Consider the following 24,868-nt stretch of genomic DNA (forward strand, 5'->3'; position numbering starts at 1 on the left):
GTAGCAATTAAATAATACGCTGATACAACAGGTGGAAAGACTTTGCGGCACTTTGCCAGCTAAAATCCATGCTCATCGCCTGCCGCTGCACGTAACGCCACAGCGAGGGACGCGACCACAGGACACTGGCCCGGTGGATAGCATGTAATAACGATTCCGTCTCGCTGTCGGTAAACACAAATCCGGTCGCGAGCCCGTCAACAAGGTTTTCGAGCGAACAGTCGGCGACGGTATCCGCCAGTCCGCCGGTACGGCGAACCAGCGGTAATGTGCCGTAGCGCAGACCATAAAGCTGGGTCAGACCGCAGGGTTCAAAACGGCTGGGCACCAGGATGACGTCGGCGCCGCCAATCATCTGATGCGACAGCGCCTCGTCGTAGCCGATCCGGATACTCACCTGCCCGGGGTATTGCGCCTCGGCGGTCAGAAAACGGGCCTGCAAATCCGGGTCCCCGGATCCCAGCAGCGCCAGCTGCCCTCCCTTAGATATAATTCCCGGCAGCGCGCCAAACAGAAGATCCAGCCCCTTCTGGCTGGTCAGCCGGCTCACAACGGTGAACAGCAGCGCCCGATCGTCCGCCTTCAGCCCCAGCGACGTCTGCAGCTGCTGCTTGTTCTTCGCTTTCTCCGCCAGTGAATTCTGGTCGTAAGGCGCTGCCAGCAGCGGATCGCGGCGCGGATCCCAGATATTTTTGTCAACCCCGTTCAGGATCCCCGACAGTCGCCCTTCCCGCTGACGTTGCCGCAGCAGCTCTTCCAGACCAAACGCGTACTGTGGTTCGGTAATTTCACGGGCATATGTCGGGCTGACGGTGGTGATATGGTCAGCGAAATAGAGACCCGCCTTAAGGAAGGAGATTTGCCCATTAAACTCCACCCCGTGCATCTGGAAGAACGACCACGGTAACGCGATCTCCGCCATATGCCGGGCCTGAAACAACCCCTGATAGGCAATGTTGTGCACCGTAAACACCGATTTGGCCGGGTTGCCGCGGGTGGCCAGATAAGCCGGGGTGAGACCCGCGTGCCAGTCATGGGCGTGGACGATTTCAGGACGCCAGAACGGGTCAAGACCACCGGCAAGCTCGGCCCCGACCCAGCTCAGCAACGCGAAACGCAGGACGTTATCAGGATAATCCTGCATCTGCTGGTTATGATAAGGATTACCCGTCCGGTCATAGAGATGCGGGGCATCAATCAGATAGATGCCCACACCGTTAAAATGGCCAAACAGCAGCGTCATCCGCCCGGCGAATGTCTCCCTGCTGGCCACCACCTGCGGATCCTGAACCCCGTTGCGGATCGCCGGAAACCCAGGCAGCAGCACGCGGGTATCCAGCCCCTCGGCAATTTGCGCCGCCGGGAGCGCGCCGGTGACGTCGGCCAGTCCGCCCGTTTTTAACAGCGGGAACATCTCTGCTCCTACATGTAAAACTTGCATGTATGCTCCTTATTATTCAGCCACAGAGACGACCCGCGACAGGGCAATATTTTCTCTGCCGCCGGACACGCTTTTTCCGCAAATGGGCTCATACCTCAAGTTTGTCCAGCATTTCTTTGGTAACCAGAACGATGCCTTCTTCCGAACGATAAAAGCGTCGCGCATCCTCAACGGCATTTTCGCCAATCACCGTCCCCTCCGGAATAACGCATCCCCGGTCGATCACGCAGCGTCTTATCCTGCAGGAGCGACCGACCCAGACGCCCGGTAATAAAACCGACGAATCAATATTACAGAACGAGTTAATCCGAACTCTGGAAAATAGAACCGACTGCACCACCACCGAGCCAGAAATAATACAGCCGCCGGAGACCAGAGAATTCATGGTCATGCCATGACTGCCGGAACGGTCCTGAACAAATTTGGCGCTGGGCAGCGATTCGACATAGGTACGGATAGGCCAGTTACGGTCATAAACGTCCAGCTCTGGCACTACTGAGGCTAAATCCAGATTCGCTTTCCAGTACGCCTCCAGGGTTCCGACATCGCGCCAGTATGGCTCGGCATTATTATCCGACTGAACGCAGGAGCGCGGGAACGGATGCGCATACGCTTCACCTGCCGCCGTTATCCTGGGAATAATATCTTTGCCAAAATCATGGGTGGAGTGTTCATCCCGATCGTCGTCTTCCAGCAGCTGGTAGAGATATTCCGCATCAAACACATAAATGCCCATACTGGCAAGCGAGCGGGTTTCATCGCCAGGAATGGTGGGCGGATTAGCCGGTTTTTCAACAAATTCAATGATTTTGTCATTCTCATCCACGGCCATGACGCCAAAAGCGCTTGCCTCTTCAACCGGGACCGGCAGGCAGGCCACGGTACAGCGCGCCCCTTTTTCAACGTGATCGAGCAGCATCCGCGAATAATCTTGTTTATAGATATGGTCCCCGGCCAGAATAACGACATATTCCGCATCATAGCGGCGGATAATATCCAGATTCTGGGTCACGGCATCCGCCGTCCCCCGATACCAGTTCTCACCATGCACCCGCTGCTGCGCCGGTAATAAATCCACGAACTCATTCATTTCTTCGTTAAAGAATGCCCAGCCGCGTTGAATATGCTGCACCAGTGAATGGGACTGATATTGTGTAATGACCCCGATACGTCTTATTCCGGAGTTAATACAATTCGATAAAGCAAAATCAATAATTCTGAATTTACCGCCGAAATGCACCGCAGGTTTTGCGCGAATAGTGGTCAGGTCTTTTAATCGTGTGCCACGTCCGCCGGCGAGGATCAGGGCCACGGATTTAAGCGGTAACTGGCGCGACAGCATTAAGTTGTCAGTATATTCAAGTTTACTCATAATAATGTCCTGCTATTAAATAAAAGCCATAAAAGAAAATAATGAAGAAAAAGCCTCACTCTTCTGCAAAATAATTCAGAAGTGATCACCTCCGGTAATAAGTCAGCTGCAATAAATCAGCTGCGCGTTTTATTGCCCTGCAGATTCCCGTACCAGCCAGATTGTCGCCAGCGGCGGCAGAGTCACCGACAGCGAATGCTCCCGACCGTGGCTGGCGATCGCCTCGCTTGCCACGCAGCCGCCGTTGCCGGTGTTGCTCCCGTGGTAGTGCATCGAGTCGGTGTTCAGCTCTTCACGCCAGCGCCCCGGCTGGTTAATCCCGAAGCGATAGCCGTGACGCGGTACTGGCGTGAAGTTGCTCGCCACGATTATCTCGTTCCCGGCTTTATCGCGACGGACAAAGATAAACACCGACCGTTCATGGTCATCCACAACAAGCCATTCAAAGCCGTAGGGGTCAAAATCCAGTTCGTGCAGTGCCTTATGGTGGCGATAGGTATGGTTCAGATCGCGCACCAGACGCTGCACCCCGTGATGCCAGTTGTCGCCCCCTTCCAGCAGATGCCAGTCGAGGCTGGCGTCGTGGTTCCACTCCCGCCCCTGGGCAAACTCGTTGCCCATAAACAGCAGCTTTTTACCGGGGAAGGCAAACAGCCAGCCGTAGTAGGCGCGCAGGTTGGCGAACTTCTGCCAGGCATCGCCAGGCATCCGGTCAAGAATCGATTTTTTGCCGTGAACCACTTCATCGTGTGACAGCGGCAACACGAAGTTTTCGGTGTAGTTGTAGAGCATCCCGAAGGTCATCTTGTCGTGATGATAACGACGATAGATGGGATCGAGCTGCATATAGTCGAGGGTGTCATGCATCCAGCCGAGGTTCCATTTGAACCAGAAGCCAAGACCGCCCGTCGAAGACGGTCGTGTAACCCCGGCGAAGTCGGTGGACTCCTCCGCCATCGTGACCGCTCCCGGCGTCTGCTCACCGAGCACACGGTTGGTATTGCGCAGAAATTCAATCGCTTCGAGGTTTTCCCGGCCGCCGTACTCATTGGGCACCCACTCCCCCTCTTTGCGGCTGTAGTCGCGGTAGATCATTGACGCAACCGCATCCACGCGCAGGGCGTCGATCCCGAAGCGTTCAATCCAGTACAGCGCGTTCCCGACCAGAAAGTTGCTGACTTCACGGCGACCGTAGTTGTAGATCAGCGTATTCCAGTCCTGGTGATAACCTTCTCGCGGGTCGCTGTGTTCATACAACGCGGTGCCGTCGAACGATGCCAGCGCAAAGTCATCCGACGGGAAGTGGCCCGGCACCCAGTCGAGGATCACGTTCAGACCCGCGGCATGGGCAGCATTCAGGAAGTAGCGGAAGTCTTCACGGGTACCAAAACGGCGGGTCGGCGCGTACAGCCCGGTGGGCTGATAGCCCCAGCTGCCGTCGAACGGATGTTCGTTTACCGGCAGCAGCTCCAGATGGGTGAAGCCCATCCACTTCGCGTAAGGCACCAGCTGGTCCGCCAGCTCGCGGTAGCTGAGCCAGAAATGGTTATCGGCGTGGCGGCGCCACGAGCCAAGGTGCACTTCATAAATCGAAATCGGTGCATCAAACTGGTTGGCCTGCTGACGGGACTGTGGCTGTTCGACCTTTTCCGGCATGCCGCAGATAAGCGACGCGCTTTCCGGGCGCATCTGTGCCTCAAAGGCATACGGGTCGGATTTCACCCGCAGGTGGCCGTGGGCGTCAATCAGCTCGAACTTATACAGCTGGCCGTTATGCGCGCCGGGGACAAACAGCTCCCAGATGCCGGACTCTTTGCGCAGACGCATCGGGTGGCGGCGGCCGTCCCAGTAGTTGAACTGTCCGACCACCGACACACGACGGGCGTTCGGCGCCCAGACGGAAAAACGCGTCCCGGTGACGCCGTCCATGGTGTCGGCATGGGCTCCCAGCGTCTCGTAGGGCCGCAGATGAGTCCCTTCAGCGAGCAGCCAGGCATCAAGCTCCTGCAGCAGCGGGCCAAAGCGATAGGGGTCGTCAATCAGGTTTTGCTGACCGTGCCAGGTGACGGCCAGCTGGTAACGAAAAGGATTTTTCCGGCGCGGCAGAACGCCGCTAAAGAACCCGCGTGTGTCGAGGCATTCGAGTTTACCGACTTTGCGCCCGGTTTTCGGTTCAATCACCCATACATCGGTGGCATCGGGTAATAATGCGCGCACTTCCAGACCCGCATCGGTTGAGTGCATGCCAAGCACGGAAAATGGATCGGAACAATGACCTGCGAGAAGTGCGGAGATCGCACTTTTTTCATTATAATCAGACATGGCAGTCACCCTACTATCATCCTGCGGAAAGAATTAAAACGCCTCTTCCTGCTTTATTGATCCGGTAATATTCCGCTGCATGCTACGCATCGAAATATCAACACGTTATTCCAGAGCCTTAAGACATGTCGGTTGTCCACAAATAGAGAGTGATTAACCTCCTGAGAAGTGAGTTAAATGCGCTGTACGACTTCTGTATTATCTGTCTTCAGAATAATTACTCCTGATTTTCTTTCTGTGAGTAAACACTCATTTCTATATTAATGGGGAAACTAATTTTTATTTCGTCACGAATGATGAGTTTCCTTCTGCTGAATTCGTCAGATCGTATATAAAAAAAGGCTTTGTTGAATAAATCGAACTTTTGCTGAGTTGAAGGATCAGATCACGTATCTTCCCGACAACGCAGACCGTTCCGTGGCAAAGCAAAAGTTCAAAATCACCAACTGGCCCACCTACAATAAAGCCCTCATCAACCGTGGCTCCATAACTTTCTGGCTGGATGATGAAGCTATTCAGGCCTGGTATGAGTCAGCAACACCTTCTTCACGAGGCAGACCTCAGCGCTATTCTGACCTTGCCATCACGACTGTGCTGGTCATTAAACGCGTATTCAGGCTGACCCTGCGCGCTGCGCAGGGCTTTATTGATTCCATTTTTTCTCTGATGAACGTTCCGCTACGCTGCCCGGATTACAGCTGTGTCAGCAGGCGGGCAAAGTCGGTTAATGTCAGTTTCAAAACGCCCACCTGGGGTGAAATCGCACACCTGGTAATTGATTCCACCGGGCTGAAGGTCTTCGGTGAAGGCGAGTGGAAAGTCAAAAAGCATGGCCAGGAACGCCGCCGTATCTGGCGTAAGCTGCATCTCGCCGTTGACAGTAAAACACATGAAATCATCTGCGCTGACCTGTCGCTGAACAATGTGACGGACTCAGAAGCCTTCCCGGGTCTTATCCGGCAGACTCACAGAAAAATCAGGGCAGCAGCGGCAGACGGCGCTTACGACACCCGGCTCTGTCACGATGAACTGCGGCGTAAGAAAATCAGCGCGCTTATCCCTCCCCGAAAAGGTGCGGGTTACTGGCCCGGTGAATATGCAGACCGTAACCGTGCAGTGGCTAATCAGCGAATGACCGGGAGTAATGCGCGGTGGAAATGGACAACAGATTACAACCGTCGCTCGATAGCGGAAACGGCGATGTACCGGGTAAAACAGCTGTTCGGGGGTTCACTGACGCTGCGTGACTACGATGGTCAGGTTGCGGAGGCTATGGCCCTGGTACGAGCGCTGAACAAAATGACGAAAGCAGGTATGCCTGAAAGCGTGCGTATTGCCTGAAAACACAACCCGCTACGGGGGAGACTTACCCGAAATCTGATTTATTCAACAAAGCCGGAGAAATTTGGAATGCTTGCAAGTAATATAATACTGCGATAAATCTATCTTTTGCTGGAACTATTGGTGAATTGCTTATTTCGGTAGAACGTTCAAAAACCGAGTCATATTTTCTTTCAGATAAAAGATTATCCAGCTGCTGGTGATACGCTTTATATAATGCTTCACCTATATCTTCAATTTTCTTATCGAGTGACGACGGACTAATGATAGGATATCTGACAACAGAATCCTTAAGTCCCTTAATATTCAAGTGATCCCAACAATCCATGACAGCATCTAATATTTTATTTGCTGAAGCAATATCTTTTCTTACTAACGTATTCTCAATTGGAATATGAACTTGAATGGTTTCATTTTGATTAGATTTTGATGCCTTTTCTCTTAATATTTCATTGTTAGTTAAGGGTAGCCAAAATATTTTCTCAGAGGAGATTTCTACTACAGCTAAAATAACAGGTACTTTAAATTCAAAGTAATATCTCAAACGCTCTGTTTTCAGGGTAAATGATAATAAGCTATTATCATGAATAAAAGTTGAGTTCTCTTCACCCTTAATCTGAACTTTGAAAACACTCTCTTTTCCAAGAGCTTTGCCACTACCATCTTTGAGTTCAATTTCTCCATCAATACCAAAATCATTTTGATCTTCTTGGCTTCGGAAAATCCAATGGCTTGGTAAGTTGTATTCAAAAATACGTCCGGCTTCAGTTCCAATCTCTCCAGCGTTCATCAGGCCTCTCAATCTTGCTCTTCGTATAATTTCCTCTTTTTATATAATACCATTTTCAAGCGATAACATAGCGATGGACCTAAAATCATTGCTTGAAGTTTGAACCATAACAACGTGGCAAGAGGAAATCAGTAAACATTTTCTATTGTAAAATCATGTGCTGTAGAAAAATACAGCACTATTGTTGTTGCCATCTTCAATGTACTTTCATGCTGCCATAGCTCTACGCTTCTGCGCCTGAACGTAATCTCCCCACCACTGCATCAACTGTGTTCTTTCAGCAAGATACTCAGCACGATTGTAAGCGGCTATGATTTCATTGTTCTTGGTATGAGCTAAGGCTGATTCAAGCACCTCTATTCTAAATTTACCACTTTCTTCAGCAGCCGTTCTTGCTATAGAACGCATTCCGTGAGCTACCAGTTCACCACCGAATCCCATTCGGATGATTGCAGCATTAGCTGTTTGCTCATGCATGTGATTAAGCGGGGCTTTGATACTTGGGAAAACCCACTCTCTATGACCACTGATTGGTCTGATTAACTCAAGGATGCGCATAGCCTCTTTGCTCAGCGGAATCTTGTGAGGGCGCTTCATCTTCATAAACTCACCGGGGATGTTCCAGAATCGATTATCTTCGTCAATATCATTCCACCGAGCACGGACAGCTTCTCCCGGACGAACCCACGTAAGGAGTTGCCACTCAATTAGAAGACGTGTTTCGAGCCGTATAGACGCGTTAGATAGAGCAATTAAGAATCGGGGTAAATCATCTGGTGGTAAAGCTGGCATATTTTGCTTTTTGGGTTTGCTAAATCTCTGGCCGAGATTGTCAGCAGGATTAAACTCAATAAGTTCTTCTGTCGCAGCCCAACGGAAGATTTCATTTAGACGTGAAATGATACGGCGTAGGGTTTCCAATACGCCTCGTTGTTCTATGGGGTCAAGATGTTGTTTTAAGAGCTTGGGACGAATCTCTTTGATAGGAACGTTGCCTAAACCGGGGAAAATATTTCGTTCAAGGCTCCGCCAGATGTCTTCTGCGTGGTCTGGAGAGATACCAGAGGTCTTAACCTTTTCATCTAACCATTTCTTAGCAACCGCTTGTAGCGTGTGCTCAGTGGCATCCTTAAGAGCATTAGCTTTATCGTTGTTGTGGATCTGCGGATCGATACCATTTGCCAGCAGCGACAAGTATTCATCACGTAAAGCCCGTGCCTTGGCAAGTGTGAGATGAGGATAGGTTCCTAAGCTCATCTTCGTTCGCTTTTTAGTTACCGGCACTGCATACCTGAAATACCAATTTTTCTTACCACCCTTTGATAGGGGAGCGATTCGTAGCATCAGGCCGTCACCATCAAAAAGGTTGATCTCCTTTTCTGCTGGCTTGGTATTTTTGATTTCAGTGTCAGTGAGTTTCTTAGCGATCTTTGCCATTTTAGGACCCTCGATTTTGGGACCCTTTGCATTGGGTCCCAAAAAGGGTGCCATAACGAGTAGCTTCTAGCAAATCTCAGTAGACTTCTGTAGACGTAAAAAAGCCCGCAAGGCTGGTTCCAAGCGGGCTTAGTAGACTTCAGTATACGTCATAATACTAAAAAGTGGTGGAGCTGGCGGGAGTTGAACCCGCGTCCGAAATTCCTACATCCTCGGTACTACATGCTTAGTCTGTCTTTACATTCGCCTGGCACCTGCGGACGGACACGCCACTACCAGACTAGCCTGATTAGATTTAACGCTTCAACCCCAGGCAGGGCCTCCACGCGATCTCTTTTGGGTTTGACCTCTCTTTGATCCCCGTCTTAAGAGCGGAAGCTAGGGAGAGAGGGCTCAGAGCAGGTTATTAAGCTGCTAAAGCGTAGTTTTCGTCGTTTGCGACTATTTTTTTGCGGCTTTTTACGAGGCCAACCGCCCCTCGGCATGCACCTTGGGTTTCGCAAATCCCGTCGAATCCAGAATCAGCCCCAATGTGTACGTTGAGTATAACAGATTTATGAATGCGCTGACCAGCCCTCGTTTTGAGGATTATGGCGCCAGAGTGGATGAAAAATCAGCATCAACAACAATATAGCGTGAGGGCCAGCTGGCTGACCCTCAAGAGAAGGGCAATTAACGACCTGCGTGTTTCATAATGCGGGCTTTATCAACTGCCCACTCGCGATCTTTTATATCGGTGCGCTTGTCGTGCTGTTTCTTACCTTTCGCTACGCCGATTTTGACTTTGCACCAGGCATTCTTCCAGTACAGGGAAAGAGCGACCACGGTGTAACCTTCACGGTTGATACGTCCGTATAGGGTATCCAGTTCACGCTGATTGAGCAGAAGCTTACGGGTACGCGTTGGGTCGCATACGTAGTGGGTGGACGCTACCGCCATCGGCGTGAAGTTGGCGCCAAACAGATAGGCTTCGCCATCTTTCAAAATGACATAGCTGTCGCCAATATTGGCTTTACCTGCGCGGAGAGATTTTACTTCCCATCCCTGCAGGGCAAGACCCGCCTCGTATTCATCTTCGATAAAGTATTCATGACGAGCGCGTTTATTCAGCGCAATGGTGGCTGATCCAGGTTTGTGGGCTTTTTTCTTAGTCATAGTATCCTGAAGTCATCGTCTTAAAACAGTCGTACCTCAATCTTCCTGCGAGGCGTAATGGGCTATCTTAGCACGAGTTGCGGTACAGCGTTTTTTTTAGCAGCAGATAAATGATATTATTTGCCCTGTGTTTATATGTGGAACCTGCTATGCCTCAGATTAGCCGTACCGCGCTGGTGCCGTTCAGTGCTGAACAGATGTATCAACTGGTAAATGATGTAAAGTCCTACCCTGATTTTCTGCCGGGCTGTACCGGTAGCCGGGTTCTGGAGCTTGGGCCGACGCAAATGACTGCGGCGGTTGACGTATCCAAAGCGGGTATCAGTAAGACCTTCACAACGCGAAATACGCTCACCAGTAACCAGAGCATCCTGATGAGTCTGGTCGATGGTCCGTTTAAAAAGCTGATTGGCGGCTGGAAATTTATCCCCTTAAGCCCGGAAGCGTGCAAAATTGAGTTTCATCTCGATTTTGAATTCACCAATAAGCTGATTGAAATGGCGTTTGGTCGTATCTTCAAAGAACTGGCCATGAATATGGTTCAGGCATTCACGACGCGCGCTAAAGAGGTCTACAGTGCCGGCTAAAATCGTGGTTGAAGTGGCCTACGCGTTGCCGGAAAAACAGTATCTGCAAAGCGTCAAGCTTGAGGAGGGGGCGACGGTCGAGCAGGCGATTGTTGCCAGCGGTCTTCTGGCGCTACGTGACGATATCGAGCTGACGAAAAACAAAGTGGGAATTTATAGCCGCCCGGCTAAGCTTCAGGATCGCGTCCATGATGGCGATCGGGTCGAAATCTATCGTCCGTTGATTGCTGACCCGAAAGAGCTACGTCGTCAGCGGGCGGAGAAAAACGCCGGAAAGTAACCGTTTCGCACCAAAGATGCAGATATAAAAAAAGCGCTCAATGAGCGCTTTTTGTGTATTGATAGCTTTATTACTCCGCCGTCAGGGCAGGTTTGTTATCAATGTTGGTCAGCACACCGCTGCTGTTAAAGGTCAGGGTAAGCGTCTGCTGGGTAACTTTTTCATGCCCAGGCTGCTGACGGAAAACGTAGAACCAGGTATTAGTGCCAAACGGATCCGACATCATCGGCGTACCCAAGGCATAGGCAACCTGTTGTTGCGTCATGCCGACACGAACTTTTGCTACATCGGTTGGTGCCAGATAGTTACCCTGGTTGATGTCAGGACGGTAAACCACTCGTTCCAGAGTGGAACAGCCTGCGGTCAACATAAGAAGAACCGCTGCGGCAGCAGTCAGCGTTTTACAGCGCATAGTGATTTGATTCCTTTTTGGGCCCGAGCAGTACGTGGCTCATCTGTAATATGCCGATGATAATAGACCTTTGCCCGGTTGGGAACCTTCGGCTGCAGGTCTATCGGCAATTTGCTGTTCACTATGACTCTGTGAAAATCAAAAAGTTTACGCGGCAAGCAACTCTTTCGCGTTTGCCAGAGTGTTACGAGTGACTTCACTGCCGCCCAGCAGACGGGCCAGTTCCTGCAAGCGAGCGCGTTTATCCAGAGGGTGCATATGCGTCTCGGTCATTTCACCGTCTGTTTCCTTGCAGACGAAGAAATGATGATGTCCGCAACCGGCCACCTGCGGTAAGTGGGTAACGCACATCACCTGGGTTGACTCACCTAGCTGGCGCAGCAGTTTGCCCACCACCGCTGCCGTAGGGCCACTGATACCGACATCTACTTCATCAAAAATCAATGCCGGAGTTTCCATTTTCCGCGCAGTGATCACCTGAATCGCCAGCGCAATACGCGAGAGTTCGCCTCCGGAAGCAACTTTAGCGATTGGCTGCAGCGGCTGACCCGGGTTGGTGGTTACCCGGAATTCAATATGGTCTGCGCCTTCAGCGGTGAGATGACGCTCATCAAACGCGACATCAATGGAGAATATACCGTGTGGCATTGAAAGTGAGTGCATACTTTCCGTAATTAACTGAGTCAGCTCATCAGCGCTATTCTGACGCAGGGCATGTAGCTGCTTCGCCGTCTCAAGGGCTAACTGATGATGCTCCACGACCATCTGACTGAGGGATTCCAGGGAACCGGCGCTATCATCCAGCAGACGCTGCTCTTCCAGCAGCGACTGGTAAAATTCTGGAAGCTCCTCGGGCGTAATTTGATGCTTGCGCGCCAGGGCAATCTGTCGGGAGATACGTTGTTCCAGTTCGAACAGACGATTCGGATCGAGATCGAGGCGATCGTGATAATGACGCAGCTCGTCCGTGGCTTCGCTAAGCTGAATAGATGCTTCTTCAAGCATATCCAGCACTCCGGAGAGTTTACTGTCCATACCAACCAGCTCGCTCACCAGCTGCTTTGCGGCATAGAGTTGGCTTTGCAGATTGGATTCTTCGCCGTCTGCCATCACCGACAGCGCATGCTGACAGGTCGACAGCAATTGGCCGCTGTTGGCCAGACGTTTGTACTCTTCATCAATTTGCTCGAATTCGCCCGGCTGCGGATTAAACTCGTTGAGCTCTTTTAGTTGATACTGCACCAGATCCGCACGCGCGGCGCGCTCCTGGCTTTGCTGCTGATGCTGCGCCAGATCGCGGCAGCTTTTGTGCCACTGACGATAGCGCTCAGCCATTAGCTGAGTAAGCGCATACTCACCGGTATAGCCATCAAGTAAGGTCTTCTGATGTTCAGGCTTAGTCAACAGTTGGTGCGCATGCTGGCCATGGATCTGGATAAGAAGCTGTCCCAGTTCGCGGAGCTGGGATAAAGGCACCGCCGTACCGTTAATAAAGCCGCGAGAGCGGCCGTCTGCGCTGATAACGCGGCGAAGTAAACACTCACGCCCGCTTTCGAGCTGGTTTTGTTCCAGCCAGCGTTGTGCGGCCGGCGTGTCTTTCAGGGAGAAGCGTGCGCATAAATCAGCCCGGCTGGCGCCTCTGCGCACCATATCGGCTTCCGCCCGACCGCCCAGGCACAGCCCCAGCGCGTCGATAGCGATCGATTTACCGGCGCCGGTCTCGCCGGTAATGGCGGTCATACCGCTGTGAAAATCGATTTCCAGCTCACGAACGATAGCAAAATTACTGATAGTGAGTTGTGCCAACATAGCTGCCTTCCTGTATGAAAAACCATTACTGTGTTTTCGTACAGTATAATCGGGTTTTTTATCCAGTAAAGGGGCTGGCTATAAAATCAGAACAATTTTTTCGACCAGCCAAGCTTAGTGCTTAATGTATTGAAATAGCTGTAATCTTTAGGATGGATGAGATTAAGGTGATAATCACACCGGCGGATCAGCACATCTTCTCCATCCTGAATGGGCAGCGCTATCTGGCTATCGCAGCTAATTTCGAGGTCGCTGCAGCGCTGCGAAAAACGCAGGCGAATAGTACTGTCACCGTTGATCACCAGCGGCCGGGCCGAAAGCGTATGCGGGAACATAGGCACCAGGGTGATAGCATCCAGCGAAGGGGTGAGGATCGGCCCGCCGGCGGAGAGGGAATAGGCCGTGGAGCCGGTGGGCGTGGAGATGATGAGCCCATCTGAGCGCTGAGAGAAAGCAAACACCTCGTCAATATAGACTTCAAACTCAATCATATGCGCTACTTTACCGGGGTGCAGGACGACTTCGTTAATCGCCGTGCTGATACGCTTCTGGCAATCCTGCTGACAGACCTGAGCTTCCAGCAGGAAGCGTTTTTCAGCGATATAGTGGCCTTCGAGCACATCAGCGAGCTGCTGTAGCGCGTTGTCCGGATCGAGGTCGGTCAGAAAGCCGAGATTTCCGCGGTTAATGCCAATAACGTTAATATCGTAGCGCGCCAGCGTCCGCGCCGCGCCGAGCATATTACCATCGCCGCCAACCACGACGGCCAGGTCTGCCTGCTGGCCAATTTCCGCCAGCGTCCCGGTCTTCACATTGCTGAGCTGTAATTCATGAGCGATTTGCTGCTCAACCAGAACTTCATAACCTTTGCTGGACAGCCAGCGCCAGAGCATTTCATGTGTGGTCAGCGCGGTTGGGTGACGAGGGTGTCCCACAATGCCTATACACTTGAAGTGATTCTTCATGATCTGGATGTCCTTGAGTTAAATGAATAGTGACAATCTGGCTGCGTTCCCTTGAAACCCGGAAACTGATCCCCATAATAAGCGAAGTTAGCGAGATGAATGCGAAAAAAAACGCGGAGAAATTCATGAGTAGTAAAGAACAGAAAACGCCTGAGGGGCAAGCCCCGGAAGAAATTATCACGGAGCAGCACGATGACGTTGAGGCGGTAGAGCCTGAGGTTTCGGCTGAGCAGGTGGATCCGCGCGATGAAAAAATTGCGAATCTGGAAGCTCAGCTCGTTGAAGCCCAGAAGCGCGAACGTGAAGTATTGCTGCGTGCGAAAGCCGATGAAGATAACCTGCGCCGTCGTACCGAGCAGGATATCGAAAAAGCGCATAAGTTTGCGCTTGAGAAGTTCGTCAACGAACTGTTGCCGGTCATCGACAGCCTGGACCGCGCCCTGGAAGTGGCTGATAAAGCCAACCCGGATATGGCGCCGATGGTTGAAGGTATCGAACTGACGCTGAAGTCGATGCTGGACGTGGTTCGTAAGTTTGGCGTGGAAGTCATTGGCGATACTAACGTGCCGCTGGATCCGAACGTGCATCAGGCCATTGCGATGGTTGAGTCCGAGGACGTACCGGCAGGTAACGTTCTGGGCATTATGCAAAAGGGCTACACCTTGAATGGCCGTACTATTCGCGCGGCGATGGTAACCGTAGCGAAAGCGAAGTAAATAAGCGAAACGGCTACCATGAGGTAGCCGTTTTTCTATTCAGACCTGCACCGTGCCAGGTATGCTATGACTCCGCCACGCTTTCACGAATGGGTTTTACCGGCATAACCTTCACCTGTTTAATCATATTCTCCTGAACATCAAGAATATCGATATCATACTGTTCAATGCGCACGCGGGTGCCGGGGGCAGGGATCTCTTCGAGAGCTTCCAGAATGATACCGTTAATGGTTCGCGCTTCATCTTCCGGCAGATGCCAGTTAAATGCTTTATTGATTTCACGTACGTTGGCGGTACCGTCGATAATCACTGAACCATCGTTAAGCGGCGTTACCTCTTCTGCAAGCGTAGGCGACATGGAGGTCGTAAAATCGCCGACGATCTCTTCGAGGATATCCTCAACTGTGACCAGGCCCTGAATATCCCCATATTCATCCACCACCAGGCCCACTTTCTTTTTGTTGCGCTGGAATTTTACCAGTTGGGTGCTGAGCGGCGTCCCTTCCGGCACGAAGTAAATTTCGTCGGCGGCGCGCAGCATTACCTCTTTTGTGAACTCTTTTTTCTCCGTCATCAGGCGATAAGCTTCGCGTACCCGCAGCATGCTGATGGCATCGTCAAGGGTGTCGCGGTACAGCACGATGCGGCCGTGGGGAGAGTGGGTCAGCTGGCGGACAATGGACTTCCAGTCGTCGTTAATATTAATACCGACGATATCATTGCGCGGGACCATGATGTCGTCCACGCTAACTTTCTCGAGATCCAGAACCGACAGCAGCATGTCCTGATTGCGGCGGGAGATTTGCGAGCGTGATTCATTAACGATAGTACGCAGTTCATCTTTGCTGAGCGCCCCGCTAATGACGATATCGGTTTTAATGCCCATGATGCGCATCAGAATGCGGGTGATGGTGTTGAGCAACCACACCAGCGGCATCATCAGTATTTGCAGCGGCGCGAGCAGAAGGCTGCTGGGATAGGCGACCTTTTCCGGGTAGAGCGCCGCAATGGTTTTGGGCAGCACTTCGGCAAATACCAGCACCACGAACGTCAGAACTCCGGTGGCAATGGCAACGCCTGCATCGCCGTACAGGCGCATACCCACGATGGTGCCGAGCGCCGAAGCGAGAATATTAACCAGATTATTGCCAATGAGGACCAGGCTAATCAGACGGTCAGGTTTGCGCAGCAGCTTTTCAACGCGTTTTGCCTGACGATTACCCTGTTTGGCCATATGACGCAGGCGATAGCGATTTAGCGTCATCATGCCGGTTTCAGAACCGGAGAAATAGGCGGAGATAACCACCATGATGATCAGCGTTACGATCAGCGTGGTGGTGGAGATATGTTCCACTAGGGATTCCTTAAAGACTTAGCTCATGAACTGTTGCAATACGCGGCTACCAAAGTAGGCTAGCGTCAGCAGGCCTGCGCCAGTCACGTTAAACCAGACGACCCGGCGTCCGCGCCACCCTTCATGATAGTGGCCCCAAAGCAGGACGATATAAACGAACCACGCCACGATAGAGAGTACGGCTTTATCAATGTTTTCCGCACTAAACAGGTTATGCATGTAAAACAGCCCGGTACACAGCGTCAGGGTTAACAGCACCACGCCTATCTGGGTGATATGAAACATTTTACGTTCGATGCTCATCAGCGGCGGCATTTCGCTACTGAAGGTCAATCGTTTGTTCTTTAACTGATAGTCAATCCACGCCAGCTGCAGAGCGTAGAGCGCGGCGATAATCAGCGTAGCATAAGAAAAGAGCGACAGGCCGATGTGGACCAACATCCCCGGCGTGGTTTCCAGATGCGTGATGTACTCGTTCGGCATAAAGGTGGCGAACGCGAGGTTGATCAGGGCGAAGGTGTAGACAATGGGCAGCAGCAGCCAGCCGCGATTGCGCGATGCGACGATGGTCATCACCGTACAGATCATCAGGCTAACCAGCGATCCCACGTTTAATAAGCTGAGGTTTTGCCCGCTTTCGCCGCCGGGAAAAATGCGTGACTCCAGCGCAAAGGCGTGACAAATCAACGCAATAGTTGCGGAAAGAATCGCCATCCGCCGCCAGCTGCTGTTTTTTTGTAACAGACCAGGGACGATCAGCGCGAGGCTGATGGAGTAGGCGACAAGGGCGAGTAGAGCAAAAACAGGCATATGCGCGTCGACTGTTGACTAAATAGTAGAGAGAAGCAGTATAACGTCACGCGAGTCTGGCTCCAACCGTTGCAGCACATTCGCGTTTATGTCGTGTTATACTGCGCCCATTCCGTTTTTGTGTCGCTGCGGCGACCGACCGTTTCCACCTCAGGCGAGAGACAATGTTTGATAATTTAACCGATCGTTTGTCGCGTACGCTGCGCAACATTAGCGGCCGCGGACGCCTTACTGAAGACAATATTAAAGATACTCTGCGCGAAGTGCGCATGGCGCTGCTGGAGGCGGACGTTGCTCTGCCTGTGGTTCGCGACTTCATCAACCGTGTAAAAGAGAGCGCGGTTGGTCATGAAGTTAATAAAAGCCTGACCCCGGGGCAGGAGTTCGTCAAAATCGTGCGCAACGAACTGGTTGCCGCGATGGGCGAAGAGAACCAGGCGCTCGATTTAGCCGCGCAGCCGCCTGCCGTAGTTCTGATGGCCGGTTTGCAGGGGGCGGGTAAAACGACCAGCGTCGCTAAGCTGGGTAAATTCTTGCGTGAAAAGCACAAGAAGAAAGTCCTGGTGGTTTCCGCTGACGTTTATCGTCCCGCGGCGATCAAACAGCTGGAAACGCTGGCAGAGCAGGTTAGCGTCGATTTCTTTCCGTCTGACGTTGGCCAGAAACCGGTTGATATCGTTAATGCCGCGCTGAAAGAAGCGAAGCTCAAATTCTACGACGTGCTGTTGGTGGATACCGCTGGTCGTCTGCACGTTGATGAAGCTATGATGGACGAGATTAAGCAGGTCCATGCAACGCTTAATCCGGTAGAAACCCTGTTCGTTGTCGATGCGATGACCGGCCAGGATGCGGCGAATACCGCGAAAGCGTTTAACGAAGCGCTACCGTTAACCGGTGTTGTATTGACCAAAGTGGACGGCGACGCCCGCGGCGGCGCGGCGCTGTCGATTCGTCATATCACCGGCAAGCCGATTAAATTCCTCGGGGTTGGCGAGAAAACCGAAGCGCTGGAGCCGTTCCATCCGGATCGTATCGCTTCCCGTATTCTCGGCATGGGCGATGTCCTGTCCCTGATCGAGGATATCGAAAGTAAGGTCGACCGCGCGCAGGCTGAAAAGCTGGCCTCTAAGCTGAAAAAAGGCGATGGTTTTGACTTGACCGATTTCCTTGAGCAGCTGCGTCAGATGAAAAACATGGGCGGTATGGCCAGCCTGATGGGCAAGCTGCCGGGCATGGGGCAGATACCGGACAACGTTAAATCGCAAATGGACGACAAAGTGCTGGTGCGTATGGAAGCCATCATCAACTCGATGACGCTGAAAGAGCGCGCTAAACCGGAAATTATTAAAGGTTCGCGTAAGCGCCGTATCGCCGCAGGCTGCGGAATGCAGGTGCAGGATGTGAACCGTCTGCTCAAGCAGTTTGACGATATGCAGCGCATGATGAAGAAGATGAAGTCGAAAGGCGGCATGATGAAGATGATGCGTGGAATGAAAGGTATGATGCCGCCAGGTTTCCCCGGAGGCCGATAGTATTGTGGCTATTGCTGCCGGCGCGCCCTTCTTTCCTGTCCCATTGTTGGCGCGCTCTGGCTATGAATTACTCGCAGGTACCCAATTTAGGGTATCTGCGGAGCCCTTCCACAGCAGAGTTTATAACTGCTGATTGCAATTTCCCCAGAAATCAGTAAAATTTTCGGGCTTTTAATATGACACCGGGCTCCGTTCCTCGATGGGGCCCGGTGTTTTATTCACACAAGAGGATGTTATGGTTACTATTCGTTTAGCACGTCACGGCGCGAAAAAGCGTCCGTTCTACCAGGTTGTTGTTACCGACAGCCGTAATGCACGCAACGGTCGCTTCATCGAGCGCGTTGGTTTCTTCAACCCGATCGCTTCTGCGACCGAAGAAGGAACTCGTCTGGATCTGGATCGTATCGCTCACTGGGTTGGCCAGGGCGCGACTGTTTCCGATCGCGTAGCTGCGCTGATCAAAGCCGCTAACAAAGCAGCTTAATCTGTCACGGTGGTCATGATGAGCAAGCAACACACCGCACAAGCACCTGTTGATCCGATTGTATTGGGCAAAATGGGTTCTTCCTACGGTATCCGTGGTTGGCTCAGAGTGTTTTCCTCCACCGAAGACGCCGAAAGCATTTTTGACTATCAGCCCTGGTTTATCCAGAAGGCGGGTCAGTGGCAGGTTGTTGAGCTGGAAAGCTGGCGCCACCACAATCAGGATATCGTCATTAAGCTGAAAGGCATTGACGATCGCGATGCAGCGAATCTATTGACTAATTGCGAAATTGTCGTGGATTCATCGCAGCTGCCTGCGCTTGAAGAGGGTGACTATTACTGGAAAGACCTGATGGGCTGCCAGGTAGTGACCACTGAAGGCTATAGCCTCGGTAAAGTCATCGACATGATGGAAACCGGGTCTAATGACGTTCTCGTCATCAAGGCAAACCTGAAAGATGCATTTGGTATCAAGGAGCGGCTGGTTCCGTTCCTCGATGGGCAGGTTATCAAGAAAGTCGATCTCGCTACTCGTACTATCGAAGTAGATTGGGATCCTGGTTTTTAAATTCTCCGAATAAACGGTAAAAAACGGCACTATGGGGATTGGCTTGTGTTTATAGGTATCGTTAGCCTGTTTCCAGAAATGTTCCGCGCAATTACCGATTACGGGGTAACTGGCCGGGCAGTAAAAAATGGCCTGCTGAGCATCCAGAGCTGGAGTCCTCGAGATTTCGCTCATGACCGGCACCGTACCGTGGACGATCGTCCTTACGGCGGCGGACCGGGGATGCTAATGATGGTGCAACCTTTGCGGGATGCGATTCATGCAGCAAAAGCCGCGGCAGGTGAAGGCGCAAAGGTGATTTATCTTTCACCTCAGGGGCGCAAGCTTGATCAAGCTGGCGTCAGCGAACTGGCAACAAATCAGAAGCTGATTTTGGTGTGCGGTCGCTACGAAGGCGTAGATGAGCGCGTAATTCAGACCGAAATTGATGAAGAATGGTCAATCGGCGATTACGTTCTCAGCGGTGGCGAGCTACCGGCAATGACGCTGATTGATTCCGTTTCCCGGTTTATTCCGGGGGTTCTGGGTCATGAAGCTTCGGCAATCGAAGATTCGTTTGCTGAAGGATTGCTGGATTGCCCGCACTATACGCGCCCTGAAGTGTTAGAAGGTATGGAAGTACCGCCGGTATTGCTGTCGGGAAACCATGCGGAGATACGTCGCTGGCGTCTGAAGCAGTCGCTGGGCCGAACCTGGCTTAGAAGACCTGAACTTTTGGAAAACCTGGCTCTGACTGAAGAGCAAGCAAGGTTGCTGGCGGAGTTCAAAAAGGAACTCGCGCAACAGCAACATAAACATGATGGGATGGCGTAAGCCCCCAATATCAGTTTACCCAGGATAAGAGATTAAATTATGAGCAACATTATTAAGCAACTTGAACAAGAACAGATGAAGCAGGACGTACCTTCCTTCCGTCCGGGTGATACCGTGGAAGTGAAAGTATGGGTTGTTGAAGGTTCCAAAAAACGTCTGCAGGCATTCGAGGGCGTGGTTATCGCTATTCGTAACCGCGGTCTGCACTCTGCATTCACTGTTCGCAAAATTTCCAACGGCGAAGGCGTTGAGCGTGTCTTCCAGACTCACTCTCCGGTAGTTGACAGCATTTCTGTCAAACGTCGTGGTGCTGTACGTAAAGCTAAACTGTACTACCTGCGTGAGCGTACCGGTAAGTCTGCTCGTATCAAAGAGCGTCTTAACTAAGATTCGCTTTCGCGACATCCTGAATGAGAGGGCTGGCCTGATGGGCCAGCCCTTTTTTTATCTTCATTTTAACTATTTCATTGAGAATCATTTACAATATGGCCCTCATTCGGAGGGACCGTGGTCAGCACTATTTTTCATCACCCGGCATCACAACGGCACGCCGCGTGGCTGGCGCTGTTTGCGATCCTGCTGATCGTGGTGGCGCCGCTGATCTCTGTCGCGCTGCAAAAAGATCCGATGAGCGGTATGCACCATTTAACGATGGAAATGACGCAAGAGATGCCATCACATCAGATGCCCATGATGCATACTGACGCCTCGATTGCGGAACACGCGCACAGCATGCCGGTCGATCATGCTGAAGCCTGCGGCTACTGCGTACTATTAGCCCACGTGCCAGGGATGATTTTTGCGCTGGTACTGCTGATCAGCCTGGTGCTTCGACGCTATAGCGCACCGGTTTTCCGTCCGGAACGGAAACACTGGCACTACTTTCCCTGGCTTTACCCTCATACCCGCGCTCCGCCGCAACAGTCTGCTTGCTTCCTTAACTAAAAAATCATGTGCGCACTGCGCAACGTTCTCTTTTGCTCTCAAAAAGGAAAAGTATGACTACCTGCACCTCGCGCGCGGCATGGCTGAACCTGCTGCGTCGTCTTCATTTCTATATCGGACTGTTTATCGGACCGTTTATCTTCGTGGCGGCTCTGACCGGTACGCTCTATGTCGCCACCCCGCAGCTGGAAAGCTGGCTCTATAAAGAGACTCTGGAGGGGACGCTCAGCGGCGAAAAGCACCCGCTGAGCGCGCAAATTACCGTAGCAATGGAGGCGGTCCAGGGAAACCTCCGTTTGCACGCGGTTCGACCGGGGATTATGGCTGGCGATACTACCCGAGTGATGTTTATTGATCCAAATCTTGGCGAGTCTGAAACGCGGGCAATTTTTGTCGATCCGGTGACGTTACGCGTGACAGGTGATATGCCGGTTTACGGCACCAGCGGTATTTTGCCGCTGCGGCAGTGGATTGATTATGCCCATCGCTCTTTGCTGCTGGGTAACTTCGGCCGACTGTACAGCGAGCTGGCAGCCTCCTGGATGTGGGTTGCCGCTCTTGGCGGGATCGCGCTGTGGTCGATGACCCGACCGCGTCGTCGTATAAATAATAGAGTGCAGAATAACCGTCGCCTGCATGTTTCTCTCGGCTGGGCGCTGTTAATCGGTATGCTGTTATTCTCTGCGACCGGTTTGACCTGGTCACAATGGGCGGGCAGTAACGTCGACAAGATGCGCGCCGCCTTTGGCTGGTTGACGCCGCAGGTGAACGCGCAGCTGGAAAGAACCACTCCGGCAATACAGGATCCACATGCGGAACATCATATGAGACACGGGGCGATGGAGAAGACGAACGTCCCACTTCGCGTAGAGGATTTTGACGAGGTCCTGCAGGCTGCTCGCAAGTCCGGGCTGGAAGCAGGCAAGCTGGAGATTCGTCCTCCGTCGGCCTCCGGACGGGCGTGGACGGTAAATGAAATTGACAGAAGCTGGCCGACACAGGTTGATGCGGTAGCGATCGATGGTTCAAATATGCAGGTCGTGGACCGCACTCATTTTTCCGACTTTCCGCTGATGGCTAAACTTACCCGCTGGGGCGTGGATTTCCATATGGGAATTTTGTTCGGGCTTGCCAATCAGCTACTGCTTATCGTATTCGGGATTGCACTCTGCGTGATGATCGTGGTGGGGTACCGTTTGTGGTGGATACGCCGTCCCGCGAGTTCGGCCTTTAACCCGGCTAATACGCTGCTCCACGCGTGGCTGGGCTTAGCATGGCCTGCTCGTCTGTCGATCGGCGTTATCACAGTGATGTTGGGGCTGGCGCTGCCGCTAATGGGGATTAGCCTCGCGCTGTGTCTCGCCGTTGATTATCTGCGCTGGCGCGCAGCAACGGCGATGACAGAGGCTAAGTCAGTCGAATAGGTGCTTAAGGCGTGCTGATAACCACCGTGACGCGGCGGTTTTCAGCGCGTCCTTGTGCGGTAGCGTTGCTGGCTATCGGATACTTTTTCCCGAGCCCGCGAGTGGTCAAATTGGTGCGCGGAATATTTGCCCCTTCGGCCCAGGCATCCGCAACGCTGTTCGCGCGTTTAAGCGATAACATTTCGTTGTAAGCGTCTTCGCCGTAATTATCAGTATGTCCTTCGAGACGACTATGGGTAATTCCGGTGGTGGCCAGACGCGAAGCCATAGTGCGAATTTGCTGTTTGCTATCGGCACGCAGGTGATAGTCGTTTTTGTCGAATAATATGGAGTCAGATATTCCTAATGACCAGTCGCCATTGGCTTCAGTAAAGCCGTATGACTTCATTGCTGCAATTTGTTCTGCAGAGAATTTTCCTTGCGGAGCCTGACAGCCGCTTAGAAAAAGTGCGGCCAGTAAAGCAGGAGCAAAATATTTCCCGATCATGGTGATTCCTTTTATTTTTGCGTTCGCTGTAAGCGCTGGTGTTTCATCCGATACATATTTTGGTCGGCAAGTTCTTGCAGATTTTCCGCGGAGGCATGTTCCCAGGTTAACGCGTAACCAATACTCAGCGACAGCCTGACGGTGTGGCCGTTGTGGAGATTAAACGGCGGGATAAACTGTTCCGACAATGCGCTGCAGAGTGCCTGAACTTCAGCCTCTGTATGAACATTGCGCAGCAGAATGGCAAATTCATCGCCGCCGAGACGCCACGCCTGGTGCTGTTTGCCGACAAAGGCCATCAGGCGGCTGGCGACCTCAATTAACACCTTGTCGCCGGCAGCATGGCCCCAGTTATCGTTAATGAGCTTGAAATTATCGCCGTCAAGAAAAAGCAGCGCAGAACTACCATGGACGGTTTCGTCTTTCATCAACGCATTAATAACGTTGCGGAAAGCGGCTCTGTTAGCCAGGCCGGTCAACGGATCGTGCAAGGAGCTACGCAGAAGCTGGGCATTTTTAGCCTGAAGCTGCCGCTGCCAGTCCTCCATCTCGCCCAGCAGACTATTAAAGTCCTGGGCAAAGAGGTGAAACTCTTCAATACGCTCTTCGGGGACCCGACGAGAGAAATGGCGATTTTCGCGGATATCATGAACTACCTCGGTAATACTCTGCAGCGCAGCCACGATGCCGCGATGCAGCGAGTGGGTAAGCAGCAATGCAATGCATGAGGCGAGAAAAATGCTGCCGGTTAGCACAATAATTGAGATACCGAGGAAATAGCTTATCAGCCTGTCCAGCGCGGTCAGACGAAGTTCACCGATAACTTTCCCCTGGTGCAGGATAGGTTGTACCGTGGGTTCCGGGAATAGCCATTTGCTGATAACGTCGCTGACTTTATCCTGCCTGGCCAGGCCATCGTTATGCCATGAGGCAAAGGGCTTCTGCCGACCGTCGACCAGGATTGCCTGCGAAAACTGTCCCTGCTTGCCCAGGGTGGCCAGGGTATCTTCGGCCGCCGCGCTATCGCCAAAGACCAGCGCGGCTTCCAGACTACGGCCCATCGTGGCGGCGGTGAGCTCCAGATTTTTTTGTGCGTATTGCTTGAGTGTGAATATGGAAGCGGCGCAGAGCAATAGCCAGACCAGTGTCATAGAGATAACAACGCTTATCATGCTGATACGGCGTAGCGCTCTTTTAAATGTGGGGCGCGGGGCCTGAGAAAAATCCTTATTCATGTGATGTTTTCCGGGCAAGCATCAGCACATCGGGATTAACCCGAACGCCGCTGTGCGTCAGTACATCCAGATTTACGGAAAATCTGACTCTCTCATTGTTTATAAGCAGGCAAAATGCGCTGCCAATAGAGCAATCGGTGTTTTGTTCCGCAATAAGCAATAGGGGCCGGTTTCCATATTTAGCTGTAAATTCAGACTGCTGAGTCGGAGATTCACTGCCAAAATAAAAACCATCGCAGGTCGTCTGTAAGGCTTCTTCCGTATTACGAACAATCACGGGTTTATAAGGCAATAATTCCGGTGCTTCTTCGGCCAGGCTATGGATATAACGTGATGTCGAAAAAATACAAAGCTTTGGCGGGCCGGATAACTGCGGCCAGCGTGTATAGGTCACGATTCCCGAAACGATCGTCCGAACATTTTCAGACGGTTCGGAGGCAACAGCAGAGATACCCACGAGCGATAGTACTAAAGTCAAAAAGAGACGGTGAAGAACTGTCATTACGGATCCGTCAGGTTGTCATAGCGCGGGGGATGCAGATTGCTGAAACCCGGGCGAAGAATAGCATTATTGCTGAAAACCGTCATTA

General features: G+C 52.0%; 25 protein-coding genes and 1 other RNA gene. 11 read left to right on the forward strand and 15 right to left on the reverse strand.

The features are described from left to right. Nucleotides 1-7 precede the first annotated feature (7 nt). From glgA to glgB, 3 genes are all read right to left on the reverse strand, one after another. A complete protein-coding gene (gene glgA, locus K2184_RS27000) occupies nt 8-1,441 on the reverse strand; it encodes a glycogen synthase GlgA (protein ID WP_009653212.1) in 1,434 nt (477 codons plus the stop codon). Between the two features lie 88 nt (nt 1,442-1,529). After that, nucleotides 1,530-2,813 (reverse strand): glucose-1-phosphate adenylyltransferase, encoded by a 1,284-nt coding sequence (gene glgC / locus K2184_RS27005; RefSeq protein WP_004099051.1) that lies wholly within the window; start codon nt 2,811-2,813, stop codon nt 1,530-1,532. Between the two features lie 129 nt (nt 2,814-2,942). Then, nucleotides 2,943-5,135 (reverse strand): 1,4-alpha-glucan branching enzyme, encoded by a 2,193-nt coding sequence (glgB, locus tag K2184_RS27010; RefSeq protein ID WP_004099052.1) that lies wholly within the window; start codon nt 5,133-5,135, stop codon nt 2,943-2,945. Nucleotides 5,136-5,507: 372 nt separating this feature from the next. Between glgB and K2184_RS27015 the strand changes: the two genes are divergently transcribed. Next, nucleotides 5,508-6,476 carry an IS5-like element IS903B family transposase gene (locus tag K2184_RS27015; RefSeq protein WP_439237805.1) on the forward strand — a complete coding sequence of 323 codons (969 nt, stop codon included), beginning with the start codon at nt 5,508-5,510 and terminating at the stop codon, nt 6,474-6,476. A gap of 25 nt (nt 6,477-6,501) precedes the next feature. Here the strand turns inward: K2184_RS27015 and K2184_RS27020 are convergent, their stop codons facing one another. The 4 genes from K2184_RS27020 to smpB form a co-directional block, all read right to left on the reverse strand. Then, nucleotides 6,502-7,266, reverse strand: a complete 765-nt coding sequence (locus K2184_RS27020) for a DUF4365 domain-containing protein (RefSeq protein ID WP_439237806.1) — start codon at nt 7,264-7,266, stop codon at nt 6,502-6,504. Between the two features lie 207 nt (nt 7,267-7,473). Then, nucleotides 7,474-8,703 (reverse strand): integrase domain-containing protein, encoded by a 1,230-nt coding sequence (locus K2184_RS27025; RefSeq protein ID WP_196552893.1) that lies wholly within the window; start codon nt 8,701-8,703, stop codon nt 7,474-7,476. Nucleotides 8,704-8,868: 165 nt separating this feature from the next. Further along, nucleotides 8,869-9,232, reverse strand: a transfer-messenger RNA (tmRNA) gene (ssrA, locus tag K2184_RS27030). Nucleotides 9,233-9,375: 143 nt separating this feature from the next. Further along, a complete protein-coding gene (smpB, locus tag K2184_RS27035; protein WP_004104655.1) occupies nt 9,376-9,858 on the reverse strand; it encodes an SsrA-binding protein SmpB in 483 nt (160 codons plus the stop codon). A gap of 149 nt (nt 9,859-10,007) precedes the next feature. Here smpB and K2184_RS27040 point away from each other — a divergent pair, with 149 nt between their 5' ends. After that, the gene (locus K2184_RS27040; protein ID WP_004104653.1) at nt 10,008-10,445 is read left to right on the forward strand and encodes a type II toxin-antitoxin system RatA family toxin; all 438 of its coding nucleotides are present in this window, start codon (nt 10,008-10,010) and stop codon (nt 10,443-10,445) included. Further along, nucleotides 10,435-10,725, forward strand: a complete 291-nt coding sequence (locus K2184_RS27045; protein ID WP_049593537.1) for an RnfH family protein — start codon at nt 10,435-10,437, stop codon at nt 10,723-10,725. Before K2184_RS27040 ends, K2184_RS27045 begins: the two co-directional genes overlap by 11 nt. Before the next feature lie 70 nt (nt 10,726-10,795). Here the strand turns inward: K2184_RS27045 and bamE are convergent, their stop codons facing one another. From bamE to nadK, 3 genes are all read right to left on the reverse strand, one after another. Further along, entirely contained in the window at nt 10,796-11,137 is a 342-nt protein-coding gene (gene bamE, locus K2184_RS27050) for an outer membrane protein assembly factor BamE (RefSeq protein ID WP_004104649.1), read from the reverse strand. Nucleotides 11,138-11,284: 147 nt separating this feature from the next. Next, nucleotides 11,285-12,946 (reverse strand): DNA repair protein RecN, encoded by a 1,662-nt coding sequence (gene recN, locus K2184_RS27055; protein WP_024274572.1) that lies wholly within the window; start codon nt 12,944-12,946, stop codon nt 11,285-11,287. Between the two features lie 86 nt (nt 12,947-13,032). Beyond that, nucleotides 13,033-13,911, reverse strand: a complete 879-nt coding sequence (gene nadK, locus K2184_RS27060) for an NAD(+) kinase (RefSeq protein WP_004104646.1) — start codon at nt 13,909-13,911, stop codon at nt 13,033-13,035. A gap of 125 nt (nt 13,912-14,036) precedes the next feature. Here nadK and grpE point away from each other — a divergent pair, with 125 nt between their 5' ends. Then, on the forward strand, nt 14,037-14,627 hold the full coding sequence (grpE, locus tag K2184_RS27065) for a nucleotide exchange factor GrpE (protein WP_004104644.1): 591 nt from the start codon (nt 14,037-14,039) through the stop codon (nt 14,625-14,627). A gap of 64 nt (nt 14,628-14,691) precedes the next feature. Here the strand turns inward: grpE and K2184_RS27070 are convergent, their stop codons facing one another. Together K2184_RS27070 and K2184_RS27075 are read right to left on the reverse strand one after the other, a co-directional pair. Next, nucleotides 14,692-15,981 carry an HlyC/CorC family transporter gene (locus K2184_RS27070; protein WP_004104643.1) on the reverse strand — a complete coding sequence of 430 codons (1,290 nt, stop codon included), beginning with the start codon at nt 15,979-15,981 and terminating at the stop codon, nt 14,692-14,694. An 18-nt stretch (nt 15,982-15,999) separates the two neighbouring features. Beyond that, nucleotides 16,000-16,791 carry a cytochrome C assembly family protein gene (locus K2184_RS27075; protein ID WP_004104642.1) on the reverse strand — a complete coding sequence of 264 codons (792 nt, stop codon included), beginning with the start codon at nt 16,789-16,791 and terminating at the stop codon, nt 16,000-16,002. A gap of 164 nt (nt 16,792-16,955) precedes the next feature. Here K2184_RS27075 and ffh point away from each other — a divergent pair, with 164 nt between their 5' ends. From ffh to K2184_RS27110, 7 genes are all read left to right on the forward strand, one after another. Continuing rightward, a complete protein-coding gene (gene ffh / locus K2184_RS27080; protein ID WP_004114506.1) occupies nt 16,956-18,323 on the forward strand; it encodes a signal recognition particle protein in 1,368 nt (455 codons plus the stop codon). 235 nt (nt 18,324-18,558) lie between these two features. Then, nucleotides 18,559-18,807 carry a 30S ribosomal protein S16 gene (rpsP, locus tag K2184_RS27085; protein WP_004104640.1) on the forward strand — a complete coding sequence of 83 codons (249 nt, stop codon included), beginning with the start codon at nt 18,559-18,561 and terminating at the stop codon, nt 18,805-18,807. An 18-nt stretch (nt 18,808-18,825) separates the two neighbouring features. Next, nucleotides 18,826-19,374, forward strand: coding sequence for a ribosome maturation factor RimM (gene rimM, locus K2184_RS27090; protein ID WP_004104638.1), 549 nt, complete (start codon nt 18,826-18,828; stop codon nt 19,372-19,374). A gap of 45 nt (nt 19,375-19,419) precedes the next feature. Beyond that, on the forward strand, nt 19,420-20,187 hold the full coding sequence (gene trmD, locus K2184_RS27095) for a tRNA (guanosine(37)-N1)-methyltransferase TrmD (protein WP_004104636.1): 768 nt from the start codon (nt 19,420-19,422) through the stop codon (nt 20,185-20,187). A gap of 39 nt (nt 20,188-20,226) precedes the next feature. Continuing rightward, entirely contained in the window at nt 20,227-20,574 is a 348-nt protein-coding gene (gene rplS / locus K2184_RS27100) for a 50S ribosomal protein L19 (RefSeq protein ID WP_004104634.1), read from the forward strand. Between the two features lie 120 nt (nt 20,575-20,694). Further along, complete coding sequence (locus tag K2184_RS27105; protein WP_004104630.1) at nt 20,695-21,132, forward strand: DUF2946 domain-containing protein; 438 nt, start codon at nt 20,695-20,697, stop codon at nt 21,130-21,132. 53 nt (nt 21,133-21,185) lie between these two features. Continuing rightward, nucleotides 21,186-22,556: a PepSY-associated TM helix domain-containing protein gene (locus K2184_RS27110; protein WP_004104628.1), complete on the forward strand. Its 1,371-nt coding sequence runs from the start codon at nt 21,186-21,188 to the stop codon at nt 22,554-22,556. A 4-nt stretch (nt 22,557-22,560) separates the two neighbouring features. Here the strand turns inward: K2184_RS27110 and K2184_RS27115 are convergent, their stop codons facing one another. The 3 genes from K2184_RS27115 to K2184_RS27125 are packed head-to-tail and all read right to left on the reverse strand — an operon-like array spanning nt 22,561 to nt 24,780. After that, on the reverse strand, nt 22,561-23,043 hold the full coding sequence (locus K2184_RS27115) for an OmpA family protein (protein ID WP_004104626.1): 483 nt from the start codon (nt 23,041-23,043) through the stop codon (nt 22,561-22,563). An 11-nt stretch (nt 23,044-23,054) separates the two neighbouring features. Beyond that, entirely contained in the window at nt 23,055-24,278 is a 1,224-nt protein-coding gene (gene dgcN, locus K2184_RS27120; protein ID WP_004114501.1) for a diguanylate cyclase DgcN, read from the reverse strand. Beyond that, entirely contained in the window at nt 24,271-24,780 is a 510-nt protein-coding gene (locus K2184_RS27125) for a YfiR family protein (RefSeq protein WP_004104622.1), read from the reverse strand. The genes dgcN and K2184_RS27125 overlap by 8 nt, the downstream gene beginning before the upstream one ends. Nucleotides 24,781-24,868: the final 88 nt, after the last annotated feature.

The sequence above is a fragment of the Klebsiella sp. K5-306 genome (genome assembly GCF_051835185.1).
GTDB lineage: Bacteria > Pseudomonadota > Gammaproteobacteria > Enterobacterales > Enterobacteriaceae > Klebsiella > Klebsiella oxytoca.

Coding starts and splice junctions, on each gene's coding strand:
- K2184_RS27020 (WP_439237806.1), bottom strand. CDS start 7,266: ATGAACGCTGGAGAGATTGGAACTGAAGCCGGACGTATTTTTGAATAC.
- K2184_RS27025 (WP_196552893.1), bottom strand. CDS start 8,703: ATGGCAAAGATCGCTAAGAAACTCACTGACACTGAAATCAAAAATACC.
- grpE (WP_004104644.1), top strand. CDS start 14,037: ATGAGTAGTAAAGAACAGAAAACGCCTGAGGGGCAAGCCCCGGAAGAA.
- glgC (WP_004099051.1), bottom strand. CDS start 2,813: ATGAGTAAACTTGAATATACTGACAACTTAATGCTGTCGCGCCAGTTA.
- recN (WP_024274572.1), bottom strand. CDS start 12,946: ATGTTGGCACAACTCACTATCAGTAATTTTGCTATCGTTCGTGAGCTG.
- ffh (WP_004114506.1), top strand. CDS start 16,956: ATGTTTGATAATTTAACCGATCGTTTGTCGCGTACGCTGCGCAACATT.
- rplS (WP_004104634.1), top strand. CDS start 20,227: ATGAGCAACATTATTAAGCAACTTGAACAAGAACAGATGAAGCAGGAC.
- K2184_RS27040 (WP_004104653.1), top strand. CDS start 10,008: ATGCCTCAGATTAGCCGTACCGCGCTGGTGCCGTTCAGTGCTGAACAG.
- K2184_RS27110 (WP_004104628.1), top strand. CDS start 21,186: ATGACTACCTGCACCTCGCGCGCGGCATGGCTGAACCTGCTGCGTCGT.
- rimM (WP_004104638.1), top strand. CDS start 18,826: ATGAGCAAGCAACACACCGCACAAGCACCTGTTGATCCGATTGTATTG.
- nadK (WP_004104646.1), bottom strand. CDS start 13,911: ATGAAGAATCACTTCAAGTGTATAGGCATTGTGGGACACCCTCGTCAC.
- glgA (WP_009653212.1), bottom strand. CDS start 1,441: ATGCAAGTTTTACATGTAGGAGCAGAGATGTTCCCGCTGTTAAAAACG.
- K2184_RS27075 (WP_004104642.1), bottom strand. CDS start 16,791: ATGCCTGTTTTTGCTCTACTCGCCCTTGTCGCCTACTCCATCAGCCTC.
- smpB (WP_004104655.1), bottom strand. CDS start 9,858: ATGACTAAGAAAAAAGCCCACAAACCTGGATCAGCCACCATTGCGCTG.
- K2184_RS27115 (WP_004104626.1), bottom strand. CDS start 23,043: ATGATCGGGAAATATTTTGCTCCTGCTTTACTGGCCGCACTTTTTCTA.
- K2184_RS27125 (WP_004104622.1), bottom strand. CDS start 24,780: ATGACAGTTCTTCACCGTCTCTTTTTGACTTTAGTACTATCGCTCGTG.
- dgcN (WP_004114501.1), bottom strand. CDS start 24,278: ATGAATAAGGATTTTTCTCAGGCCCCGCGCCCCACATTTAAAAGAGCG.
- glgB (WP_004099052.1), bottom strand. CDS start 5,135: ATGTCTGATTATAATGAAAAAAGTGCGATCTCCGCACTTCTCGCAGGT.
- bamE (WP_004104649.1), bottom strand. CDS start 11,137: ATGCGCTGTAAAACGCTGACTGCTGCCGCAGCGGTTCTTCTTATGTTG.
- rpsP (WP_004104640.1), top strand. CDS start 18,559: ATGGTTACTATTCGTTTAGCACGTCACGGCGCGAAAAAGCGTCCGTTC.